This is a genomic window from Nonomuraea maritima (assembly GCF_900100395.1).
Classification (GTDB): domain Bacteria; phylum Actinomycetota; class Actinomycetes; order Streptosporangiales; family Streptosporangiaceae; genus Nonomuraea; species Nonomuraea maritima.
The window spans coordinates 28,662-48,208 of record NZ_FNFB01000011.1; the positions used below are offsets into that span (position 1 = coordinate 28,662).

Sequence of the window (19,547 nt, forward strand, 5' to 3'; positions counted from 1 at the left end):
CCCGGGGGATTGTCGGTGTCGATCCCTAGGCTGCGGCCCATGATCGAGATGAACTTACGCCTGGCCCGCATCGGAGCACCCGCGTGAACACCGCGCGAGAGGCGCTCGACCGCATCGAGACCAGTTCCGTGGCGAGCCTCGTGGCCTTCCTCGAGGGCCTCGGTGACGACGACAGGCGTCTGATCGCCTGGTGCCTGCCCGCTCACCTGAGCGAACGCAGGCGCGGCGGGTGGGAGGCCGAACAGCGGGTCAGGGAGCGGGCGCACCTCTACCGCGTGGCCGGGGCGTCCTGCATGGCCGGGGCGGCGCAGGTGGCGTCCTGGCTCGACCGGCGGGAGCTTCGCCAGGTGGAGGCCGAGGCCGACGCCGCACGCCTGATGTCCGTACTCGCGGACCGGCCGCTGGAGTGGCGCCGTGATCTCGCCGTCCGTCTGGTGCGGCGGCTGCGGCCGGGCACCGGTCCGATGTGGCGGCGCGGGCAGGCGCTGGGAAACTGGGATCTGGCCGCGGCTCTGGTCATCGACACGGGCGTCGAGCCGCCGGAGAACGACGCGTTCGTGTCCGGGTGGGTGCTGCGGACGGCCGATCGGCAGCAGAAGCACGGTGGCGCCGCGCTCGCCGACGACGGGCTGCTCGATCACATGCTGCCGCGCCTGTTCCAGGCGCAGGGCGTGGGAGTCCACGCAGACGGTGGCACCCTCGCCGGCGAGCTGGTCGCGCTGTCCCGTACGGGCCGGGTGCCGCGCCGGGCGCTGCTCGACGGCTGCATGAGCCGGTTCCTGACCGGGGTCGACGCCGCCGACGCCGGTTCGTTCGTCATGCTGTGGCGGGAGCTGCAGCCGGAGGCGGCCGAGATCCCGGTGGCCGACTTCGTCCGGGTGCTGCCGTCGGCGCCCTCACCCCTGCTTCAGCTCGCCGTGGAGGAACTGCACCGGGCGGAGTCCGCGGGAATGCTCGAGGCGGACCTGTTCGCCGAGGCGGTCCACACGCTGGCGTACCGGCCGGAGAAGAAGAACATGGCGGCCGCGGTGAAGTGGATCGCCGCCGCGCCCCCGGCCAGGGGCGGCGCCGCGGCGGCCGCGCTGGCGCCGGTGTTCGACATCGACACTCCCGGCCTGCGCGAGCGTGCGGTACGGGTCGCGGTCAAGCTCGCCCCGCACACGTCCGAACCCGGCAGGGAGGCGATCCGCGAGGCGGGTGCCCGGCTGCCCGCCGACCTGCGCCGGCGATTGGCCGCGGCCTATGGCGCGGTGGACGAGGTGCCGTCCGAGCCGGTGGTCGTTCCCGCGCTGACCGCGACGCCGCTACCCGCCCTGGCCCCGCCCATCGCCTCGGTGCCGGAACTGGCCGCGGAGCTGGACGAACCCCTCTGGCCGCAGGATCCGGCGCGGTTCGAGCGCATGCTCGCAGCGCTGGTCGAGCTGTCACACCGAGACCGCGATGCCGTCGTGGCGGGGTTGCAGTCGTGGTGGCGGACGAACTGGAGACACCCCTTCGACGTGAGCATCTACGCGTACGGGATTTCCGGCTTCGACGAAGAAATCGGTTCTCTGCTGTCGCGGTGCGCGCTGGCCATCGTGTCGCCCGCGGACAGCCGCGCTCTGACCAAGGAGCTGAACGGCAACGGTCGCCGGCCCGGCCCCGAGCCCGCTCCGCAGCGCTTCGTCCAGAAGCGTTTCCGCGAGGTCGTCTCCCTGCTCGAACGTGGGGAGACGATCCCCGTGCTGCTGGCCACGCCGACCTCGCCCACCGGGCACGTCGACGCGGCCACCCTGGTCACGCGCATGGAGCGGCTGGACGGCGCCGAGCCGCTCGAGTACGACTTCCTGCAGGCGTTGCTGCGGCTGCCGCGCCGGATCGATCCGGAAGTGGTCGTGCGGGCGGAGAGACTGCCGTCGCAGGCGGGCCGGCGGCTGGCGGCCCGCCTGCGCGACGGCGGGCTGCCTGACCCGGTCGTGACCTGGGAGGTCGGGGCGTTCGGCCGCCCCTCCTACTACCAGTCGCTGAAGGAGGCGCATGCCCGGCTGGCACCGCCCGAGGGCATGCCGGGGCCGCTCGCCGAGCTGTGGACGCTTGAGCCCGTGTCCGGCGGTCGCGGCTTCTCCCGGAACACGGTGTGGTGGCCGTCGGTCATGCCGTCGCATCGGGAGGCCGTGGCCGCGCACCTCCTCGAGGGCGCCCCGGGGTTCATGGACGTGGCGGCCGTGGCCGCCCTGGCGCACAACGACGGTCCGGTCGGTCTGGCGACGGCGAGCACGATCGTGGCGGGCATGAGCCATCCGGCGTCTGCCCAGCGGGCCCTGTCCGCCGACGCGATCCTCGCGCTGGCCGCGCACGGGGAACTGCCCGCGGCCGACCTCGGCCGGGCACTCGGCCACATGGTCCGATGTGAGCAGGTCAAGCTGAACCTGATCATCGGCGTCCTCGGCGAGCTCACGGCGCGCGGGGCACACGCCGAGGTGTGGACGGCTCTGGCTCAGGCGCTACCGCTGCTGCTGCCCGGCCCCGGCGAGAAGGCGAGAGCCGGGCTGGGCAACCTGCTCGCAGTCGCCACGCAGGCGGCGGAACTCACAAGAGCGCAGGACGATGTACCAGGACTGGCGGACCTGGCGGCTCGCAAGGGCTCAAGCCTGCTGATCCACGAGGCACGCCGCCTCCAGGAGACACTCTCCGCTTGACCCACCGCCCCCGGCAGCCGGGCACGTTCGTGTCACAGAAGGTTCCTCAAGCCCCCACCCCTGATCCCGGCCCCCTGAGCTCCCGAAGCTACGGCGAGGGGCAAAGTAGCTCGCCGGTGAGCGGCCCGAGCCGGCCGCTTGCCACGCCTTCCTGGCCCCCTCCGTCGGGCGAGCCCGGCGGAGGGGCGCGTTGCTCCAATGTCCGATAAGTCGCTTAATCTCCGGCATATGATCATGCGCCTATGAGGGACAGCACCGAACCCGCGATCGCCCGGGTGGACGTCGTGCGCGAGATGCTCCACGGCATCACACTCGAAGACCCCTACCGGTGGATGGAGACCGAAGGCGAGGAGTTCCACCACTGGCTGGCTGGCCAGGCCGGGCACGCCCGCGAGCACCTGGACGCCCTGCCGCACCGCGCCGGCCTGCTGACCCGGATCCGCGAACTGGGCAGCGCGCTCACGCAGTACCACGGCCTGGCGATGGCAGCCGACAAGGTCTTCGCCCTGGTGCGCGAGCCGGACGCCCGCGTGCCGGTGCTGACGGTGACCGAGTCCGACGAAGAGAGCAGGGTCTTGTTCGACCCCGACGTGGTGCCCGGCGACGGGCAAAACGTCATCGACTGGTACGTGCCCTCCCCCGACGGCCGCCACGTCGCCTGCGCCGTCTCCGACTCCGGGTCCGAGGACAGCTCCATCCACGTGATCGACGCCGACTCCGGTGCCCTCCTGGACACGATCCCTCCCACGACGCGTTTCGCCTTCCTGAGCTGGCTGGAGGACGGCCGGTCGTTCGTCTATCACCGCTACGCGGAGCAGCACCGCTTGGACAGCCGCTCCTTCCTGCATCGGCTCGGCGCCGACCCGGCGCAGGACACGGTGGTGCTGGCCCGCGGCCTCAACCCCCACGTCGAGCTGACCCCGCGGGATCGGCCTTTCCTGGTGGTGCCGCCAAACGGCGAGTGGATGCTGGCGATCGTCTCCCACAGCGCGCTCAGCCCCTGGCCCTGGACCAGCGAGCAGCTGAGCGACTGCACGATATACGTGGCGCCGCGCGCCGGGCTGGCCGACCCGGCCGCCTGCCCGTGGCGGAAGGTCGCGGGCGCGGCCGACGGCGTAACCGCCTTCGCCACCAGCCACGACACCCTCTACCTGGTCTCGTACCGGGACGCGCCGCGCTCCTGCGTGCTGGCCGTTCCGCTTGCCGCTCCCGATCTGTCCCGAGCCCGAGTGGTCGTACCCGCAGGTGAGCGGGTGGTGGAGTCGGTGCGGGTGGTGGGCGACCGGCTGCTGGTGCGCGATCTCGACGGTGGCGTCAGCCGGGTACGGCACGTGCCCCTGTCCGGCGGCGAGCCCGCCGACCTCCCGATGCCGGTCGACGGCGCCATCGTGGAGTGGACCGCCCACCCGACGAGGCCCGAGGCCCTGCTGCTGGTGGCCGGCTGGACCGACGCGCCACGGCTCTACCGCTACGACGGCCAGTCCCTCCGGGACACCGGGCTGGCGCCCCGCTCACCGGTGCACTTCGGCGACGTGCACGTCCGTACTCTGCACATGCCCGCGCGGGACGGGACGCCGATCCCGCTCACCGTCATCCACCACAAGGACCTGGAGCTGGACGGCGACAACCCGGCCGTGCTCAGCGGCTACGGCTCCCACGGGATGACCGACTGGCCGGAGTTCCGTCCCGAGATGCTCGCCTGGTACGAGCGTGGCGGTGTCTACGCCGTCGCGCACCTGCGCGGTGGCGGCGCCTACGGCCGGGAGTGGCACGAGGCCGGGCGCGGCGAGCGCAAGGAGGCCACCATCACGGACTTCATCGACTGCGCCGAGCATCTCGTCGCCCTCGGCTACACCCGTCCGGGGAGGCTGGCCGGGGAGGGCGTAAGCGCCGGCGGCATCCCCACCGGCGGCGCGTTGGTGCGCCGCCCCGATCTGTGGGCGGCCATGGCGATGCAGGCGCCGACGGTGAACGCCACGCGTAACGAGTTCACCGAGAGCGGGCCGGTCAACGTGCCGGAGTTCGGCAGCGTCACCACTGAGGAGGGCCTGCGTGCCCTGCGGATCATCGACGCCTACCTGCGGGTTCGGGACGGCGTGCCGTACCCGGCGGTGCTGCTGACCACCGGCCTGCGCGACGCGCGGGTGCCGCCGTGGCAGCCGGCCAAGCTGGCCGCCCGCCTGCAGGCGGCCACGGCCTCCGGCCGGCCGGTGCTGCTGCGCGTCGAGGAGCACGGCGGGCACGGCGCCGGCTCGACGCGGGACCAGGAGCAGGCACTGCTCGCCGATGTGCTGGCCTTCATCCTGCACGCGTCCGACAGATCATGATGACAACAAACATGTCGGGTACGGCACGCGCACGCCCCCTCAGCCACACCGCGGCCCGGTCGAGCCCAGGCTCTGATCACGGACCGTTGCTCCTGATCTCGGCCCCCAACGCCTCCAAAGACCCCTGCTCCTGATCACGTTCCCCTTCCTGATCAGGAGCAGGGGACAGGACAGTGGGGCGGGAGGGTGACGCCGAATTCCGGCCTGGCTCGTCGAGAGGGCGTGGGGGCCGAACCAGCGCTCAGTCGCGGAGGGTTTGCACGCGACGGGATGAGGGGAGTACTCTCTGACGCCCGCTATTTTCAGGGCTTTCACAGCACTCCCGACAGGAGTATACCACGGCATGTCGAATCGTCAAGATGGTCTGGCGGAAGCTCTTGACAGTGAGCAGCGCGCTGTGACGTGGTTCTACGGCTTGCTCGACGCCGCGCGGGAACGGACCGAGCGGTCCCTGCGCCAGGTGTACGCGGGCGGCGCGACGGCGACGAGCCGCCAGGCGCGGGTGGAGCGCGAGGTGACGGCGTCGGAGCGGGCGCGGCGGCTGGCGCAGCTCAACGCGGTCGAGCGAGGGCTGTGCTTCGGCCGCATCGACGACGCCACCGGCGCGAGCATGTACGTCGGCCGGATCGGGCTGCGCGACGACCGGCACGAGTCGGTGCTGATCGACTGGCGGGCGCCGGCGGCGCGGCCGTTCTACGTGGCCACGGCCACCGACCCCGGCGGGCTGGTACGGCGCCGCCACCTGCACCTGAAGGACCGTCAGGTGGTCGGCATCGACGACGAGGTGTTCGACCTGGAGGGCATGAGCGAGGGCGAGCGGCGCACGCTGGTCGGGGAGGCGGCGCTGCTGGCCGCGCTGCGCCGCGGCCGTACGGGACGAATGGGTGACGTGGTGGCCACCATCCAGACAGAACAGGATCGCGTGATCCGGGCCTCCCTCCAGGGCGCGCTGGTGGTGCAGGGCGGGCCGGGCACCGGCAAGACGGTGGCGGCGCTGCACCGGGCGGCGTACCTGCTCTACACCCACCGCGACACCCTGGAGCGGCGCGGGGTGCTGGTGGTGGGGCCGAACCCGATGTTCCTGCGCTACATCAGCCAGGTGCTGCCGGCGCTGGGTGAGACGCAGGTGGTGATGACCACGGTGGGGGAGATGTTCCCGGGCGTGCGGGCGGCCGCGACCGAGGCCCCGGCGACGGAGGCCGTCAAGGGCGACCTGCGGATGGCCGAGCTGGTGGCCGCGGCGGTGCGCGACCGTCAGCGCCTGCCCGACGGCGCCGAGCTGACGGTCGAGCTGGACGGGTTGCGGCTGCGCGTGCCGCGAGAGACGTGCCTGCGCCTGCGCGAGCGGGCGCGCGTGGTGCGGCTCCCGCACAACATGGCGCGCAAACTGTACGTCACCGAGCTGCTCAAGGAGCTGGCCAGGGCCGAGGCGCGGGCGCTGGAGGAGTCGCTGCACATCGACGAGCTCGACGTGGACGACCCGGAGCTGACCGAGCCGCTCGACCTGGAGGGCGACCTCGACGAGCTGGACCTGGAGCTGGCGTCGACGCGGCTGTGGGGCGAGCCGGCGGTGCGGCGCGCGGTCGACGAGCTGTGGCCGGAACTGACGCCGCGGCGGCTGGTCGCGGAGCTGCTGGCCGACCCCGAGACGCTGCGGGCGCTCGCGCCGGAGGGCCTGGCCTGGCAGGAGCTGGTGCGCCCGGCCGGCGCGCCGTGGACGGTGGGTGACGTGCCGCTGCTGGACGAGGCGGCCGAGTTGCTCGGCGAGGACGACTCGGCGCGCCGGGTGGCGGCCCGCCGCGCGGGCGAGGAGCAGGCGGAGTCGGAGCTGTACGCGCGCGAGGTCCTGACGGTCACGGGAGTGGCCGAGCAGGGCGTCTTCGAACGCGCCGACGTGCTGGCCGAGCGGCACGCCGACGACGGGCCGGGCCTGACCACGGCCGACAGGGCGGCGGCCGACCGGACATGGGCGTACGGACACGTGATCGTGGACGAGGCGCAGGAGCTGTCGCCGATGGCGTGGCGGATGGTGATGCGGCGGGTGCCGGCCAGATCGCTGACCGTGGTGGGCGACCTGGCGCAGACGGGGTCGGCGGCGGGCGCGCGCTCGTGGGGCGAGGTGCTCGACCCGTACGTGGGCGGGCGCCGCCGCGAGGAGCGGCTGCTGGTCAACTACCGTACGCCGGCGGAGATCATGCGGGTGGCGGCCGACGTGCTGCGGGCGTACGCGCCGGACGAGGAGCCGCCCGTGTCGGTGCGTGAAGGCGGGGCGGAACCGCGCGCGGTGCGGATGCCGGTGCAGGAGCTGCCAGGACTGGTGGCGCGGGAGCTGGAGGAGATCGGGGAGGGGCGGCTCGGCGTGGTGACGCCCGACGGGCGGCACGCGGAGGTGGCCCGGCTGTTCCCGCGCGGCGACCTGGACGCGCCCGTGGTGGTGCTGACGGTGACGCAGGTCAAGGGCCTGGAGTTCGACGCGGTCGTGGTGGTGGACCCGGCGGGCATCCTGGCCCAGTCGGAGAAGGGTGGCCAGGATCTCTACGTGGCGGTGACGCGGGCGACGCGGCGGCTGACGGTGACGTACGAGGGCGACCTGCCGCCGGTGCTGTCCCGGCTGGCTCCCTGATCGCGGACGTACGGGCGCGCGGCTGCCCGGCCCCGCCGGGCGACGTGCCCGGCGGACGGGGCGGAGGCGCCCACCGGCGCCTCCGCCCCGTGGCTGGTCAGCCGCTTACAGGGTCGCGGTGTCGATGACGAAGCGGTAGCGCACGTCGCTCGACATCACACGCTCGTACGCCTCGTTGATCTGGTCGGCCGAGATGAGCTCGGTCTCCGGCGCGACGCCGCGCTCGGCGCAGAAGTCGAGCATCTCCTGGGTCTCGGCGATGCCGCCGATGCTGGAACCCGCGTAGGAGCGGCGGTTGCCGAACAGCGTGAACATCGTGACGGGCAGCGGCTCGGGCGGCGCGCCGACGTTGACCATCGTGCCGTCCAGGCGCAGCAGCCGCAGGTACGCGTCCACGTCGAGGGGCGCGCTCACGGTGTTGATGATGAGGTCGAAGTGGTTCGCGAGCTTCTCGAACGTGGTGGCGTCGTCGGTCGAGAAGTACTCCTTCGCGCCGTAGGCGAGGCCGTCGTCCTGCTTGGCGAGCGTGCGCGACAGCACCGTGACCTCGGCGCCCATGGCGGCGGCGATCTTGACGGCCATGTGTCCGAGGCCGCCCATCCCGACGACCGCGACGCGCTTGCCCGGGCCGGCGTTCCAGTGCGCCAGCGGCGAGTACGTGGTGATGCCCGCGCAGAGCAGCGGGGCCGCGGCCTCGTACGGGATGGCCTCGGGGACGCGCAGGACGAAGTCCTGGTCCACGACGATGTGGGTGGAGTAGCCGCCCTGGGTGATGGTGCCGTCGCGGTCCACGCCGGCGTAGGTGCCGACGTTGCCGTTGAGGCAGTACTGCTCCAGGCCGGCGCGGCAGTTCTCGCACTCACGGCAGGAGTTGACCATGCAGCCGACGCCGACGCGGTCGCCGGCCTGGTACGTGGTGACGTCGGAACCGACCTCGACGACCTCACCGACGATCTCGTGGCCGACCACCTGCGGGTAGGTGATCGGACCCCACTCACCGCGGACGGTGTGGATGTCGGAGTGGCAGATGCCGGCGTAGCGAATGGCGATCAGGACGTCCTTCGGACCGACGTCCCGGCGCTCGATCGTGGCCGGCACGAGAGGTTCGGTCGCGGACGTCGCCGCATAGGCCTTGACAGTAGGCAATGGCTTTCCTTTTGAACTAGTGCGCAGGTGGTGTGGAAGCTCGACCGCCTTTGCGCCGATGCCCGCGCCGTCCCAGGGGCGTCAGCGAGCAGCGGCAGCGGGGGCGTGGGGCCCGCGAAGGCCCGTGTCGGTTCCCGTGGCCGGTTGAAGACTCCGGTCTGGCGACAGCGGAGTCGCGCCGCGCGTTCGAGTAACCGCAAGCTGCGTCGGTTCAGGCCGGGCGGGCGACAGTCATGACGCCGTTCACCAGAATACTGGCGACATTCGTGACTCCGACGGACGGGGTCGCTGCGGAACGTGTTGATCTACAAAGTAAAGGCGGCGGGCAGCTGCGGTTCCACCGCAGCACACGCACAACACCGGCAGCGAAGGGAAGGGTTCAGTCGTCGTCGCGGGCGAGTTTCTCGGCCACGGACCGCACGGTGCGGGTGACGTGGTCGAGGGCGCGCAGCGTCTCGGTGTCGAGGTGGTCCATAATGCGTCGGTAGTGCTCGATGCCGGTGTTGTTGATCTCTTCGATCAGGGCGGTCCCGGCGGGGGTGAGTTCGACGCGGCGGACGCGGCGGTCGTGCGGGTCCTCGTGCCGGCTGGCCAGGCCCTGGGCGACGAGGCGGTCGACGATGCCGGTGACGGTGCCGAGGCCGGCTCCGAGGTCGTGGGCGAGGTCCTGGCCGGAGGCCGAGCCGTGCACCGACAGGATCACGAGGGCCTTGAGCTGTCTCATGGTGAGGTTGGAGCGGAACAGGGGCGACTGATGGCGCGCGAGCAGCCGCCCCAGGCCGCGCTGCGTCTCGGTGATCCGGAGGATCAGCTCTTCGCGTTCGTGGTTCACGCTCACCTCTCGCTTCCTGAGAAGGTTATCAGGATTACTTGAGGCGTCTAAATATTCGTATGAGGCGAAGTGTTAGTCTTGGGCGAACTCTTTGGAGGGCCCCCTATGACCGCACTTGCCAGGTTGAGCCTGGTCAACCGCACCCTTGTGATCCTGGTGGCGGTGGTGCTCTGCGCGTTCGGCGCGTTCACGATCCCGCAGTTGAACCAGCAGTTGCTGCCATCGTTGTCGTTCCCTGGCGCGTTCGTGATCGCGCCGTATCCGGGAGCCTCGCCTGAGATCGTCGAGGAGCAGGTCACCCAGCCGATCGAGGACTCGTTCAAGGGTCTGGACGGCATGGAGCAGATGACGTCGACCTCCCGCGAGGGCATGGCGCAGATCCAGGTGGCCTTCGAGTACGGCACCGACATCGAGGCGTCGCTGAACAAGATGCAGCAGGCGGTCAGCCGGGTGCGGCTGCCGGACGGCGTCGACCCGCAGGTGACCGCGGGCAGCACCGACGACCTGCCGGTGATGGTGCTGGCGGTGGGCGACGGCGGCGACGAGCGGGCGATGGCCGACAAGCTGCGCCGCATCGCGGTGCCGGAGCTGCAGAGCGTCGAGGGAGTGCGCGAGGCGACGATCACGGGCACCCGTGACGAGGTCGTCACGATCGAGCCGGACGCCGGGAAGATGCTGCGGGCCGGGGTGTCGGCGGCGCAGATCCCCGAGGTGCTGAAGGCGAACGGAACGCCGATCCCGGCGGGTTCGCTGACCTCGAACGACCGGACGCTCACCGTGCAGGTGGGGTCGCGGGTCGACACGCTGACCAAGCTCAAGAACCTCTACCTGACGCCGGCCGCGCCGGCGCAGGCGGTCCCTCAGCAGGGCCGGCCCACGGCAGGCCAGCCGGGCCAGCCGGTCCAGCCGGGCGGGCTGCCGCCGAAGCCGCCGAAGCCGGTCAAGCTGGGTGACGTCGCGAAGATCACGCGTGGGTTCGCCGACGCGTCGGCGATCACGCGTACGGACGGGCAGAGCAGTCTCGGTGTGTCGGTGACGATGGTGCCGGGCGGCAACGCGGTGGCGATCTCGCACGCGATCACCGAGAAGCTGGGCGACCTGACGAAGGCGCTGGGCGACTCCTCGGAAACGGCGGTGTCGAAGGTGTTCGACCAGGCGCCGTACGTGGAGCAGTCGATCGAGAGCCTGACCACCGAGGGCGCGCTCGGGCTGGTGTTCGCCGTTCTGGTGATCCTGGTGTTCCTGTTGTCGGTGCGTTCGACGCTGGTGACGGCGGTGTCGATCCCGCTGTCGGTGGTGATCGCGCTGCTGGTGCTGTGGGCGGGCGACTACTCGCTCAACATGCTGACGCTGGGCGCGTTGACGATCGCGGTCGGCCGGGTCGTGGACGACTCGATCGTGGTGCTGGAGAACATCAAGCGGCATCTGGCCTACGGAGAGGCGAAGCTGCAGGCGATCCTGGCGGCCGTGCGGGAGGTGTCGGGCGCGGTCACCGCCTCGACGCTGACGACGGTGGCGGTGTTCCTGCCGATCGCCGTGGTGGGCGGCATGGTGGGCGAGCTGTTCAGCCCGTTCGCGGTGACGGTGACGGTGGCGTTGCTGGCTTCGCTGGTGGTGTCGCTGACGGTGGTGCCGGTGCTGGCGTACTGGTTCCTGAAGGCGCCGGATCTGACGCCGGAGCAGGCGCGGGCGCAGCGGGAGGAGGCCGAGGCCAGGGAGCTGCGGTCGCCGTTGCAGCGGGCGTACCTGCCGGTGCTGCGGTTCGCGACGCGGTTCAAGCTGGTGACGGTGCTGATCGGGGTGGCGGTGTTCGTCGCCACGATGGGCCTCACGGGGAGCCTGCAGACGAACTTCCTGGACGCGTCAGGGCAGAACACGCTGTCGCTGTCGCAGCGGATGCCGGTCGGCACGGATCTGAGGACGACCGACGCGGCCGCGAAGAAGGTCGAGAAGGTGCTGTCCGGTCTGGACAGCGTCGAGACGTACCAGGTGAACGTGGGCGGCGGGAACGCGCTGCGCGGCGGTGGCGGCGGCGCGGACCGTGCGTCGTACTCGGTGACGTTGAAGGAGGACGCCGACGCCGTCAAGGCCGAGCAGGAGCTGCGTGAGCAGATCGAGGGCCTGTCGGGGGTCGGCGAGGTCACGGTGGGCGGGGCCGGCGGCGCCGGTTTCGCGAGCGACTCGATCGAGGTGATCGTGCAGGCGCCGGACGTCGAGGCGCTGCGGTCGGCGACCGAGTCGGTGAAGTCCGCGATGGGCGAGGTCGCCGGGCTGCGCGATGTGTCGTCGAACCTGGAGGCGAGCGCGCCTCGGGTGGAGGTCGCGGTCGACCGCGAGAAGGCGGCTGAGCGTGGGCTGTCGGAGGCGCAGGTGGGCCAGGCGGTGGCGCAGGCCTTCCGTGGCGCGCCGCTGGGGCAGATCACGCTGGACGGCAGGACGAGTGATCTGGTGCTGCGCAGTGCGAGCGCGCCGGAGGACATCGACGCGATCGAGGATCTGAAGCTGCCGACGGCCGGTGGTCTGGTGTCGCTGTCGTCGGTGGCGAAGGTGCGTCAGGTGGACGGGCCGACGCAGGTGACGCGGATCGACGGTGAGCGTTCTGCGACGGTGTCGGCCAAGGCGGACGCCTCCGACCTGGGCGCGGTGACCCAGGAGCTGCGGACGAAGCTGGACGGGTTGTCGCTGGACGCGGGGGCGACGTACAGGATCGGTGGTGCGTCGGCCGATCAGGAGCAGGCGTTCTCGGATCTGGGGCTGGCGATGCTGGCGGCGATCGCGATCGTGTTCCTGATCATGGTGGCGACGTTCCACAGTTTCGTGCAGCCGTTGATCCTGTTGGTGTCGATCCCGTTCGCGGCGACGGGTGCGATCGGGTTGCTGGTGGTCACGGACACGGCGCTGGGTGTGCCGGCGTTGATCGGCATGCTGATGCTGATCGGCATCGTGGTGACGAACGCGATCGTGCTGATCGACCTGATCAACCAGTACCGCGAGCAGGGGATGGGCGTGGTCGAGGCGGTCATCGAGGGTGGCCGGCGACGGCTGCGGCCGATCCTGATGACGGCGGTGGCGACGATCTGCGCGCTGACGCCGATGGCGTTGGGTGTGACGGGTTCTGGCGGGTTCATCTCGCAGCCGCTGGCGATCGTGGTGATCGGTGGTCTGATCTCGTCGACGGTGCTGACGCTGGTGCTGGTGCCGACGCTGGTGGTGGCGGTGACGCCGAAGCGGGACCGGGGGCCGCGTACGGCTGCGCCGGTGGGCCGGGAGCCTGCGGGCGTTCCGGCCGAGGGCTCGGCCCGGGAGGACCTGGCCGGCCGCCCGGCGTGACGTCGCAGGCGTGATGGTCCGCCCGGTGGGGTCGAGAGCGACCCCACCGGGCGGTTTCGCGTGTCTGCTGGGGATTCCAGCAGCGACCCGGCCCCTCAGCGTGTCTGCTGGGGTCCGGTTCCGCAGCTCTCCGGCGTCCGCGTGGCTGCTGGGGGGCCGTGTGGTGGGGATGAATACTGAACGGCATGCGTGTCGACTTCGATCCCGAGGCCATGGGTGGGGCTGCCTTCTATCGCTTTCTGACCTCGGTGGTCGTTCCGCGGCCGATCGCGTGGGTGTCGACGTTGACGCCGGACGGTTCGGTGGAGAACCTCGCTCCGCACTCGTTCTTCAGCATCGCGAGCACTGATCCGCCGATCGTGCAGTTCACCTCGATCGGTCGCAAGGACTCGCTGCGCAATGTGGAGGACACCGGTGAGTTCGTGGTGAACTTCTCCGCCGAGCCGTTGCTGTACCAGATTCGTGACACGGCGACGGACGTGCCGCGCAGCATGAGCGAGTTCGACATGGTGGGCATCGAGCGGGAGGCGAGCCGGGTGGTGCGGCCGCCGCGGGTGGCGGCCGCGCCGGTGGTGCTGGAGTGTCGTTCGCACACGACGTTGCGGATGGGTAACTCGACGTTGGTGTTCGGGCGGGTGTTCCTGGCCTCGGTGCACGAGGAGTACCTCGTGGAGGGGCGGCCGGACGCCGAGCGGCTGCGTCCGTTGTCGAAGCTGGGCGGCGACCAGTGGGGGACGCTGGGCGAGGTTGTGCACCTGGCGCGCATTCCCTATGAGGAGCCGCGCGCGGAGTGAGCCGCTGATCGGGCGGTGATGTCGTCCTGCGCGTGGCACGGGAGGCGGAGGACGAAGCGGGCGCCTCGTGCGGAGTCCTCGATGCGCAGGGAGCCGCAGGCGGCTTCGGCGATCTGCCGGGCGATCGGGAGTCCGAGTCCGCTGCCTCCGGCGTCCTTGTTGCGGGCCTCGTCGAGGCGGGCGAAGCGCTGGAAGACGAATTCGCGTTTGCTCGGGTCGACGCCGGGTCCGTCGTCCTGCACCTCGAGGACGGCGATGCCGGCGGGGCGGTGGGAGTCCGGTTCGTGACGCACGGTGATGGTGATGGTGCTGTCGGCGTGGCGGTCGGCGTTGTCGAGGAGGTTGGTGAGCAGGCGGCCGAGGCGTTGGCGGTCGGCGCACACCTGGATGCCGCGTTCGAGGTGGCAGAGGAATTTCTTGGTGCCCTGGGGGCGCATCTGGCATTCCTCCTCCACCAGCGCGGCGAGGTCGACGGGGGCGTTCACGGCGGGTGCTCCGGCGTCGAGTTTGGTGATGGTGAGCAGGTCGCAGACGATCGCCTCCAGTCGTTTGACGCTGTTCATGATGGTGCTGGAGAGGCTGGAGACGCTGGTGTCCTGGGGTGCGAGGAGGGCGTCCTCCAGTTCGGCGTGGATGGCGGTGATGGGGCTTCTCAGGTCGTGGGAGGCGTCGGAGGCGAACTGGCGCTGTTGGGTCATGGCGGCGTCGAGGCGGGTCAGGGTGTGATTGATGGTGTCGGCGAGCTCGCGGATCTCGTCGCGGCGGGCGGGGACGGGCACGCGGCGCGCGATGTTGGAGGCGTTGATCTCGTCCAGTTCCCTGCGGATGGCGTTGACCGGGCGCAGGGCGGCGGTGACGATGCGGTTGCCGAGGTAGGTGATGGAGGTGATCAGGACGATCGCGCTGCCGCCGACCAGGGCGGCGAGCCCGGAGTCGACGTACATGGGGATGGCGGGGGAGGAGGAGTAGACGGTCCAGTATCCCTCCGGGCGGTGGGCTGACTGGGCGACCACGATGCTGCAGTTGCCCTCGCCGAAGACACCGCCGCACACCACTGCCTGTGTGGTGTTCTGGCGGTCGGCGGTGAACGTCGCCATCCGGGGCTTGCCGCGCAGGGCCGGGGTGGACTCGACGACGTTCCCCTGGTGGTCGACGACCTGGACGTTGCGTTGGGGCTGCTGGGCGAGCGGTCCTGGCACGTGGCCGCGGGTTTCGACGGTGGCGGCGACGCGGCCGCCGTCGGCGCGGGTCTCTGAGGCGAGTGCGCTGGAGGCGTAGCGGTGGACGGCGTTGAGCAGGATGATCGCCAGCAGGGTGCAGAGCAGGATCGACACCACCGCGCAGAACGCGGTGATGCGTCCGATGATCGAGTCGTTGCGATTGACCTTCATCCCGCGACCCCCTCAGCCGGTTCATACGAAGATCTGCTGATGTGCGGGGGATATGTCTGGACGGCACGCGGGGGACGTACCACTACGAAGTGACGTTAATCACGTTCCATGAAACCGTATGCGGTGGTCAAGCGGCAACTTGGGGTGGCGGCGGCCGGTCAGCGCCGGGTTTTCTGAGCTCGTGATGTCTCATCGCCGGCCGCCGAATTCCCAGTGGTGGACCTCGATGTCGGCGTACCGGTCGTGGGTCAGCAGGGCGCGTGCCGCGCCGGGGTGGGGCGCCCGTACGAGGAGGGCGGTGCCGAGCCAGGTGGTGCCGTCGTCGGACAGCAGCGGCCCGTAGGCGATGAGGTCGTCAAGGCCGGGCGGCGGGGTGGCGTCGGCGGCCGGGCCGGAGCCGAGACCGAGCACGAGGTAGCGGTTGCCGCCCTCGCGGCCGCCGGGGAAGTCCCACATGGTGCGCCCCAGCACGTTGCGCCATCGCCGCAGCAGCACGTCGCGGTACACCCCTGCCTGGTAGTTCGGCTCGTCGAAGGCGAACGCGCGCGCGGCGGTGGGGTCGGGCAGGTCGGCGATGTGCAGGCTGCCGGTGGCGGTGTCGCCGTCGGGGGTGAGGGTCGGGCCGCGGGCGATCAGCTGCGCCGCGTACCGGTCCATGTAGGACCAGTGCGCTTCGGTCAGTTCTTCGCGCAGCGCCGCGGAGTGCGGCCGGTCGCGGTGGTAGCAGAGGAATTCCATGGCGAGACTGTCTATCAGCGCTCGCGGCGGCCGGACAATCGGGTTTTCGCGGTGGCGTCGGGTGGGGCGGCTGGGTCACATGCCTTCGGGGCAGGGGCCGGTCAGGGGGGTGGTGCCGGTCATGATGCGGTCGATCTCGGCGAGGTCGTCGGGGCCGAGGGTCAGTTCGGCCGCCTCGAGGCTCTCCTCGAGGTGGAGCGGGTCGCGGGCGCCGACGATGGCGACGTGGACGGACGGGTGGGACAGCACCCACGCCACGGCGAGCTGTCCGATGGTGATGCCGAGGCATCCGGCGTAGCGGCGCAGTTCGGCGACGGCCTCGAGGTTGCGGCGGTAGGCGGGGCCGGCGAAGTCGGGGCTGTGGGAGCGCCAGTCGTCGCCGGGGAAGGTGGTGTGCTCGTCGAGCGCGCCGCCGAGCAGTCCGTGCGCGAGCGGGCCGTAGATGAGGACGCCGAGGTCGCGGTCGGCCGCGTACGGCAGCACGTCGGCCTCGACGTCGCGGCGGAACAGGTGGTAGGGCGGCTGGATCGTCTCCACGCCGGGGAAGGCGCGCAGCTGGTCGGTGTCGAAGTTGGAGACGCCGATGTGCCGGATGAGTCCTTCGGCGACGAGGTCCTGCAGCGCCTGGGCGGTGACGGCGAGCGGGGTGCGGGGGTCGGGCCAGTGCACCTGGTAGAGGTCGATGTGGTCGGTGCCGAGCGCTCGCAGGCTGGATTCGACGCCCTGCCGGAGCCAGGCGGGGCTGGAGTCGCGGACGAGGTCGTCGCCGTCCATGCGCAGGCCGCCCTTGGTGGCGATGACGACGCCGCGCAGGTCTCCGTCGAGGGCGCGGCCGAGGAGGCGTTCTGCGGTGCCGAAGCCGTAGCCCTGGGCGGTGTCGAAGAAGGTGACGCCGTGTTCACGGGCGTGCCGGATGGCGGCGATGGCCGCGGGTTCGTCGATCGCGCCCCAGTCGCCGCCGAACTGCCAGGTGCCGTGGCAGATGCGGCTGACCTGGAGGTCGGTGCGTCCCAGCCGTACCGTGTCCATGAGGTCGCCCCTGCCCAGGGGCGCTCACGGACGGGTCGGTGGGGGGCAAAAGGTAGGAATACGGCCGCCGGTGAACGGCGGCCGTATGTCCGTGCGGCGGTGTCAGCGGCGGTGTCAGCGGCGGGTCTTGCGCCAGTGGAAGCCGCCGGGCAGGTTGACTGAGATGGTGCGTCGGCCGTCGGCCGTGCGGGTGACGCGGAACAGCCGGTTGCCCCAGCTGTGTCCCACGCCGCCGCGGGACAGGTTCAGCCGGAAGGGGCCGAATTTGAGCGACTTGCGGTAGCTCCAGCCCATATCGCATTCCTCCATGGATGTACGGGAGAAACCTCCAGCTACCCCAATAGGGCGCGATATATCGGGTTAAGTCATGTTGGGGTAAAGCGGGGTGTGTGTCCGGACAGGCCTCGCCGGGTCCCTACACTTGTGGGACGTGACTTCCAAGCCGCGTATCCCGAATGTCCTGGCCGGCCGCTACGCCTCGCCGGACCTGGCCCGTCTGTGGTCGCCCGAGTACAAGATCGTCGCCGAGCGGAGGCTGTGGCTGGCGGTGCTGAGGGCGCAGGCCGAGCTCGGGATCGAGGTCCCCGAGGGCGCGATCGCCGACTACGACAAGGTGGTCGAGCAGGTCGACCTCGACTCCATCGCCGCCCGTGAGCGGGTCACCCGGCACGACGTCAAGGCCCGCATCGAGGAGTTCAACGCCCTGGCCGGGCACGAGCAGGTGCACAAGGGCATGACCTCGCGCGACCTGACGGAGAACGTCGAGCAGCTGCAGCTGCGCGACAGCCTGCTGCTCGTGCGCGACCGGGTGGTGGCGCTGCTGGCCCGCCTGGCCCGCCTGGCCGCCGAGCACGAGGCCACGGTGATGGCCGGACGTTCCCACAACGTCGCGGCGCAGGCCACGACGCTCGGCAAGCGGTTCGCCACGGCGGCCGACGAGCTGCTGGTGGCCTACCGGCGGCTGGAGGAGCTCATCGCCCGCTACCCGCTGCGCGGCATCAAGGGCCCGGTGGGCACCGCCCAGGACATGCTCGACCTGCTGGGCGGCGACCGCGGCAAGCTCGCCGAGCTGGAAGGACGGGTGGCCGCGCACCTGGGGTTCGAGCACCGGCTCACCAGCGTCGGTCAGGTCTACCCCCGTTCGCTCGACTTCGAGGTGGTCTCGGCGCTCGTGCAGCTGGCCGCGGCGCCGTCGTCGCTGGCCAAGACGATCCGGCTGATGGCCGGGCACGAACTGGTCACCGAGGGATTCAAGGAGGGCCAGGTCGGCTCCTCTGCGATGCCGCACAAGATGAACACCCGTTCCTGCGAGCGCGTCAACGGCCTGGCCGTGGTGCTGCGCGGTTACGCCTCGATGGTGGGCGAGCTGGCCGGCGACCAGTGGAACGAGGGCGACGTGTCGTGCTCGGTGGTGCGCCGCGTGGCGCTGCCGGACGCGTTCTTCGCCTTCGACGGCCTGGTGGAGACGATGCTGACGGTGCTGGACGAGTTCGGCGCCTTCCCCGCGGTGATCGCCACCGAGCTCGACCGCTACCTGCCGTTCCTTGGCACCACGAAGATGCTGATGGCGGCCGTGCGGGCCGGCGTCGGGCGCGAGCAGGCGCACGAGCTGATCAAGGAGCACGCGGTCGCGGCGGCGCTGGCGATGCGCTCGCGCGGCGCGGCCAACGAGCTGCTCGACCTGCTGGCGGCTGACCAGCGCTTCCCGCTCGACCGCGAACGCCTGGATGCGCTGCTGGCCGACCGGGTGTCGTTCACCGGGGCGGCGGCCGACCAGGTGCAGGAGGTCGTGCGCCAGGTCGAGGACGTCGTGGCCGCGCACCCCGAGGCGGCCGCGTACCGGCCCGGGGCGATCTTGTGATTCGTGAGCTGCGCGGCGAGGCCGAGCTGCGGGCGGCGTGCGGTGACGACGACCTGGTGATGTGGACGGCGCAGGGCCTGACCGGCGGCGCGCGCGCCTGGGCGCTCGGCGACGCGGTCGTGGCGGCCGCCCGGCAGGTGTCCCGCCACGACCGGATGGCGGTGTGGGGCGACGCGTCCTGCGCCGTCGACCTGGTGCGGCACGCGCGGCAGGAGCTGGGGCCGCGGTTCCGGCCGTTCGGTGAGCGGGGGCTGATGCAGGAGGTGACCGCGAAGCTGGACGGCGACGTCCTGTCGAGCGGGACGTTCTCCTGGATGAGCCTGCCCGCCGGTGCGCTGGCTGCGGCGCCCGACGACGGCGTCGGCTGGCTGGAGGGCGCGGAGGCGGAGGTCGCCGCGTTGTTGGCGGCGGACGCGCCCGACTCGTACGCGAGGCCGGGGGAGCCCGGCGTGCGCCGGTGGGCCGGGCTGCGCGACGGTGAGGTGCTGGTGGCGGTCGCGGCGGACGCGTGGCCGGCGCCGACGGTCGGCCTGCTGGCCGGAGTGGCGACCCGGGCCACACACCGCGGCCTGGGCCTGGCAGAGCGGGTCTGCCGGTGGGTGTCGGCCGAGCTGGTGGCGGCGTACGGGCGGGCGTCCCTGATGGTGGACGACGCCAACGCCGCGGCCCTGACGGTGTACGAACGCATCGGCTACCGCCGCCTGCCGGTGATGGCGGCCGGTCTCGCCTGATCGGGTGCCTGATCGGGTGCCGGCATCTGGTCGCAGGCCGGTGTCCGATCAGGGCCCGACCCCTCTC

The 19,547-nt window shown here is 71.4% G+C and carries 13 protein-coding genes; 7 read left to right on the forward strand and 6 right to left on the reverse strand.

What is annotated here, in order from left to right; all coding sequences use genetic code 11:
• The first annotated feature begins 83 nt into the window (after window positions 1-83).
• From BLR04_RS19150 to BLR04_RS19160, 3 genes are all read left to right on the forward strand, one after another.
• Window positions 84-2,678 carry a DUF6493 family protein gene (locus BLR04_RS19150; RefSeq protein WP_090766832.1) on the forward strand — a complete coding sequence of 865 codons (2,595 nt, stop codon included), beginning with the start codon at window positions 84-86 and terminating at the stop codon, window positions 2,676-2,678.
• 242 nt (window positions 2,679-2,920) lie between these two features.
• The gene (locus tag BLR04_RS19155; protein ID WP_090766835.1) at window positions 2,921-5,005 is read left to right on the forward strand and encodes a prolyl oligopeptidase family serine peptidase; all 2,085 of its coding nucleotides are present in this window, start codon (window positions 2,921-2,923) and stop codon (window positions 5,003-5,005) included.
• 343 nt (window positions 5,006-5,348) lie between these two features.
• On the forward strand, window positions 5,349-7,628 hold the full coding sequence (locus BLR04_RS19160) for a HelD family protein (protein WP_090766839.1): 2,280 nt from the start codon (window positions 5,349-5,351) through the stop codon (window positions 7,626-7,628).
• A 105-nt stretch (window positions 7,629-7,733) separates the two neighbouring features.
• On the opposite strand, the gene BLR04_RS19165 is transcribed toward BLR04_RS19160, so the two are convergent.
• Both BLR04_RS19165 and BLR04_RS19170 read right to left on the reverse strand, forming a co-directional pair.
• Window positions 7,734-8,774, reverse strand: coding sequence for an NAD(P)-dependent alcohol dehydrogenase (locus BLR04_RS19165; RefSeq protein WP_090766841.1), 1,041 nt, complete (start codon window positions 8,772-8,774; stop codon window positions 7,734-7,736).
• 379 nt (window positions 8,775-9,153) lie between these two features.
• Window positions 9,154-9,612: a MarR family winged helix-turn-helix transcriptional regulator gene (locus BLR04_RS19170; protein ID WP_245740337.1), complete on the reverse strand. Its 459-nt coding sequence runs from the start codon at window positions 9,610-9,612 to the stop codon at window positions 9,154-9,156.
• 99 nt (window positions 9,613-9,711) lie between these two features.
• Between BLR04_RS19170 and BLR04_RS19175 the strand changes: the two genes are divergently transcribed.
• A complete protein-coding gene (locus BLR04_RS19175; RefSeq protein WP_090766845.1) occupies window positions 9,712-12,936 on the forward strand; it encodes an efflux RND transporter permease subunit in 3,225 nt (1,074 codons plus the stop codon).
• Window positions 12,937-13,121: 185 nt separating this feature from the next.
• The gene (locus tag BLR04_RS19180; RefSeq protein ID WP_090766848.1) at window positions 13,122-13,730 is read left to right on the forward strand and encodes a flavin reductase family protein; all 609 of its coding nucleotides are present in this window, start codon (window positions 13,122-13,124) and stop codon (window positions 13,728-13,730) included.
• On the opposite strand, the gene BLR04_RS19185 is transcribed toward BLR04_RS19180, so the two are convergent.
• The 4 genes from BLR04_RS19185 to BLR04_RS19200 form a co-directional block, all read right to left on the reverse strand.
• The gene (locus BLR04_RS19185; RefSeq protein ID WP_090766851.1) at window positions 13,706-15,121 is read right to left on the reverse strand and encodes a sensor histidine kinase; all 1,416 of its coding nucleotides are present in this window, start codon (window positions 15,119-15,121) and stop codon (window positions 13,706-13,708) included. The two genes, BLR04_RS19180 and BLR04_RS19185, sit on opposite strands and share 25 nt — an antisense overlap.
• 189 nt (window positions 15,122-15,310) lie before the next feature.
• Window positions 15,311-15,859, reverse strand: coding sequence for a YciI family protein (locus BLR04_RS19190; protein WP_090766854.1), 549 nt, complete (start codon window positions 15,857-15,859; stop codon window positions 15,311-15,313).
• Between the two features lie 75 nt (window positions 15,860-15,934).
• Window positions 15,935-16,888, reverse strand: coding sequence for an aldo/keto reductase (locus tag BLR04_RS19195; protein ID WP_090766857.1), 954 nt, complete (start codon window positions 16,886-16,888; stop codon window positions 15,935-15,937).
• Window positions 16,889-17,002: 114 nt separating this feature from the next.
• Window positions 17,003-17,197, reverse strand: a complete 195-nt coding sequence (locus tag BLR04_RS19200) for a DUF4236 domain-containing protein (RefSeq protein WP_245740338.1) — start codon at window positions 17,195-17,197, stop codon at window positions 17,003-17,005.
• Window positions 17,198-17,318: 121 nt separating this feature from the next.
• Here BLR04_RS19200 and purB point away from each other — a divergent pair, with 121 nt between their 5' ends.
• On the forward strand, window positions 17,319-18,749 hold the full coding sequence (gene purB / locus BLR04_RS19205; RefSeq protein ID WP_090766863.1) for an adenylosuccinate lyase: 1,431 nt from the start codon (window positions 17,319-17,321) through the stop codon (window positions 18,747-18,749).
• Complete coding sequence (locus BLR04_RS19210) at window positions 18,746-19,480, forward strand: GNAT family N-acetyltransferase (RefSeq protein WP_090766866.1); 735 nt, start codon at window positions 18,746-18,748, stop codon at window positions 19,478-19,480. Before purB ends, BLR04_RS19210 begins: the two co-directional genes overlap by 4 nt.
• The last annotated feature ends 67 nt before the right edge of the window (window positions 19,481-19,547 follow it).

Excerpts from the sequence above, each read along its gene's own strand:
- BLR04_RS19155 (WP_090766835.1), top strand. The coding sequence starts at position 2,921 with ATGAGGGACAGCACCGAACCCGCGATCGCCCGGGTGGACGTCGTGCGC.
- BLR04_RS19160 (WP_090766839.1), top strand. The coding sequence starts at position 5,349 with ATGTCGAATCGTCAAGATGGTCTGGCGGAAGCTCTTGACAGTGAGCAG.
- BLR04_RS19175 (WP_090766845.1), top strand. The coding sequence starts at position 9,712 with ATGACCGCACTTGCCAGGTTGAGCCTGGTCAACCGCACCCTTGTGATC.
- BLR04_RS19180 (WP_090766848.1), top strand. The coding sequence starts at position 13,122 with ATGCGTGTCGACTTCGATCCCGAGGCCATGGGTGGGGCTGCCTTCTAT.
- BLR04_RS19185 (WP_090766851.1), bottom strand. The coding sequence starts at position 15,121 with ATGAAGGTCAATCGCAACGACTCGATCATCGGACGCATCACCGCGTTC.
- BLR04_RS19190 (WP_090766854.1), bottom strand. The coding sequence starts at position 15,859 with ATGGAATTCCTCTGCTACCACCGCGACCGGCCGCACTCCGCGGCGCTG.
- BLR04_RS19195 (WP_090766857.1), bottom strand. The coding sequence starts at position 16,888 with ATGGACACGGTACGGCTGGGACGCACCGACCTCCAGGTCAGCCGCATC.
- BLR04_RS19200 (WP_245740338.1), bottom strand. The coding sequence starts at position 17,197 with ATGGAGGAATGCGATATGGGCTGGAGCTACCGCAAGTCGCTCAAATTC.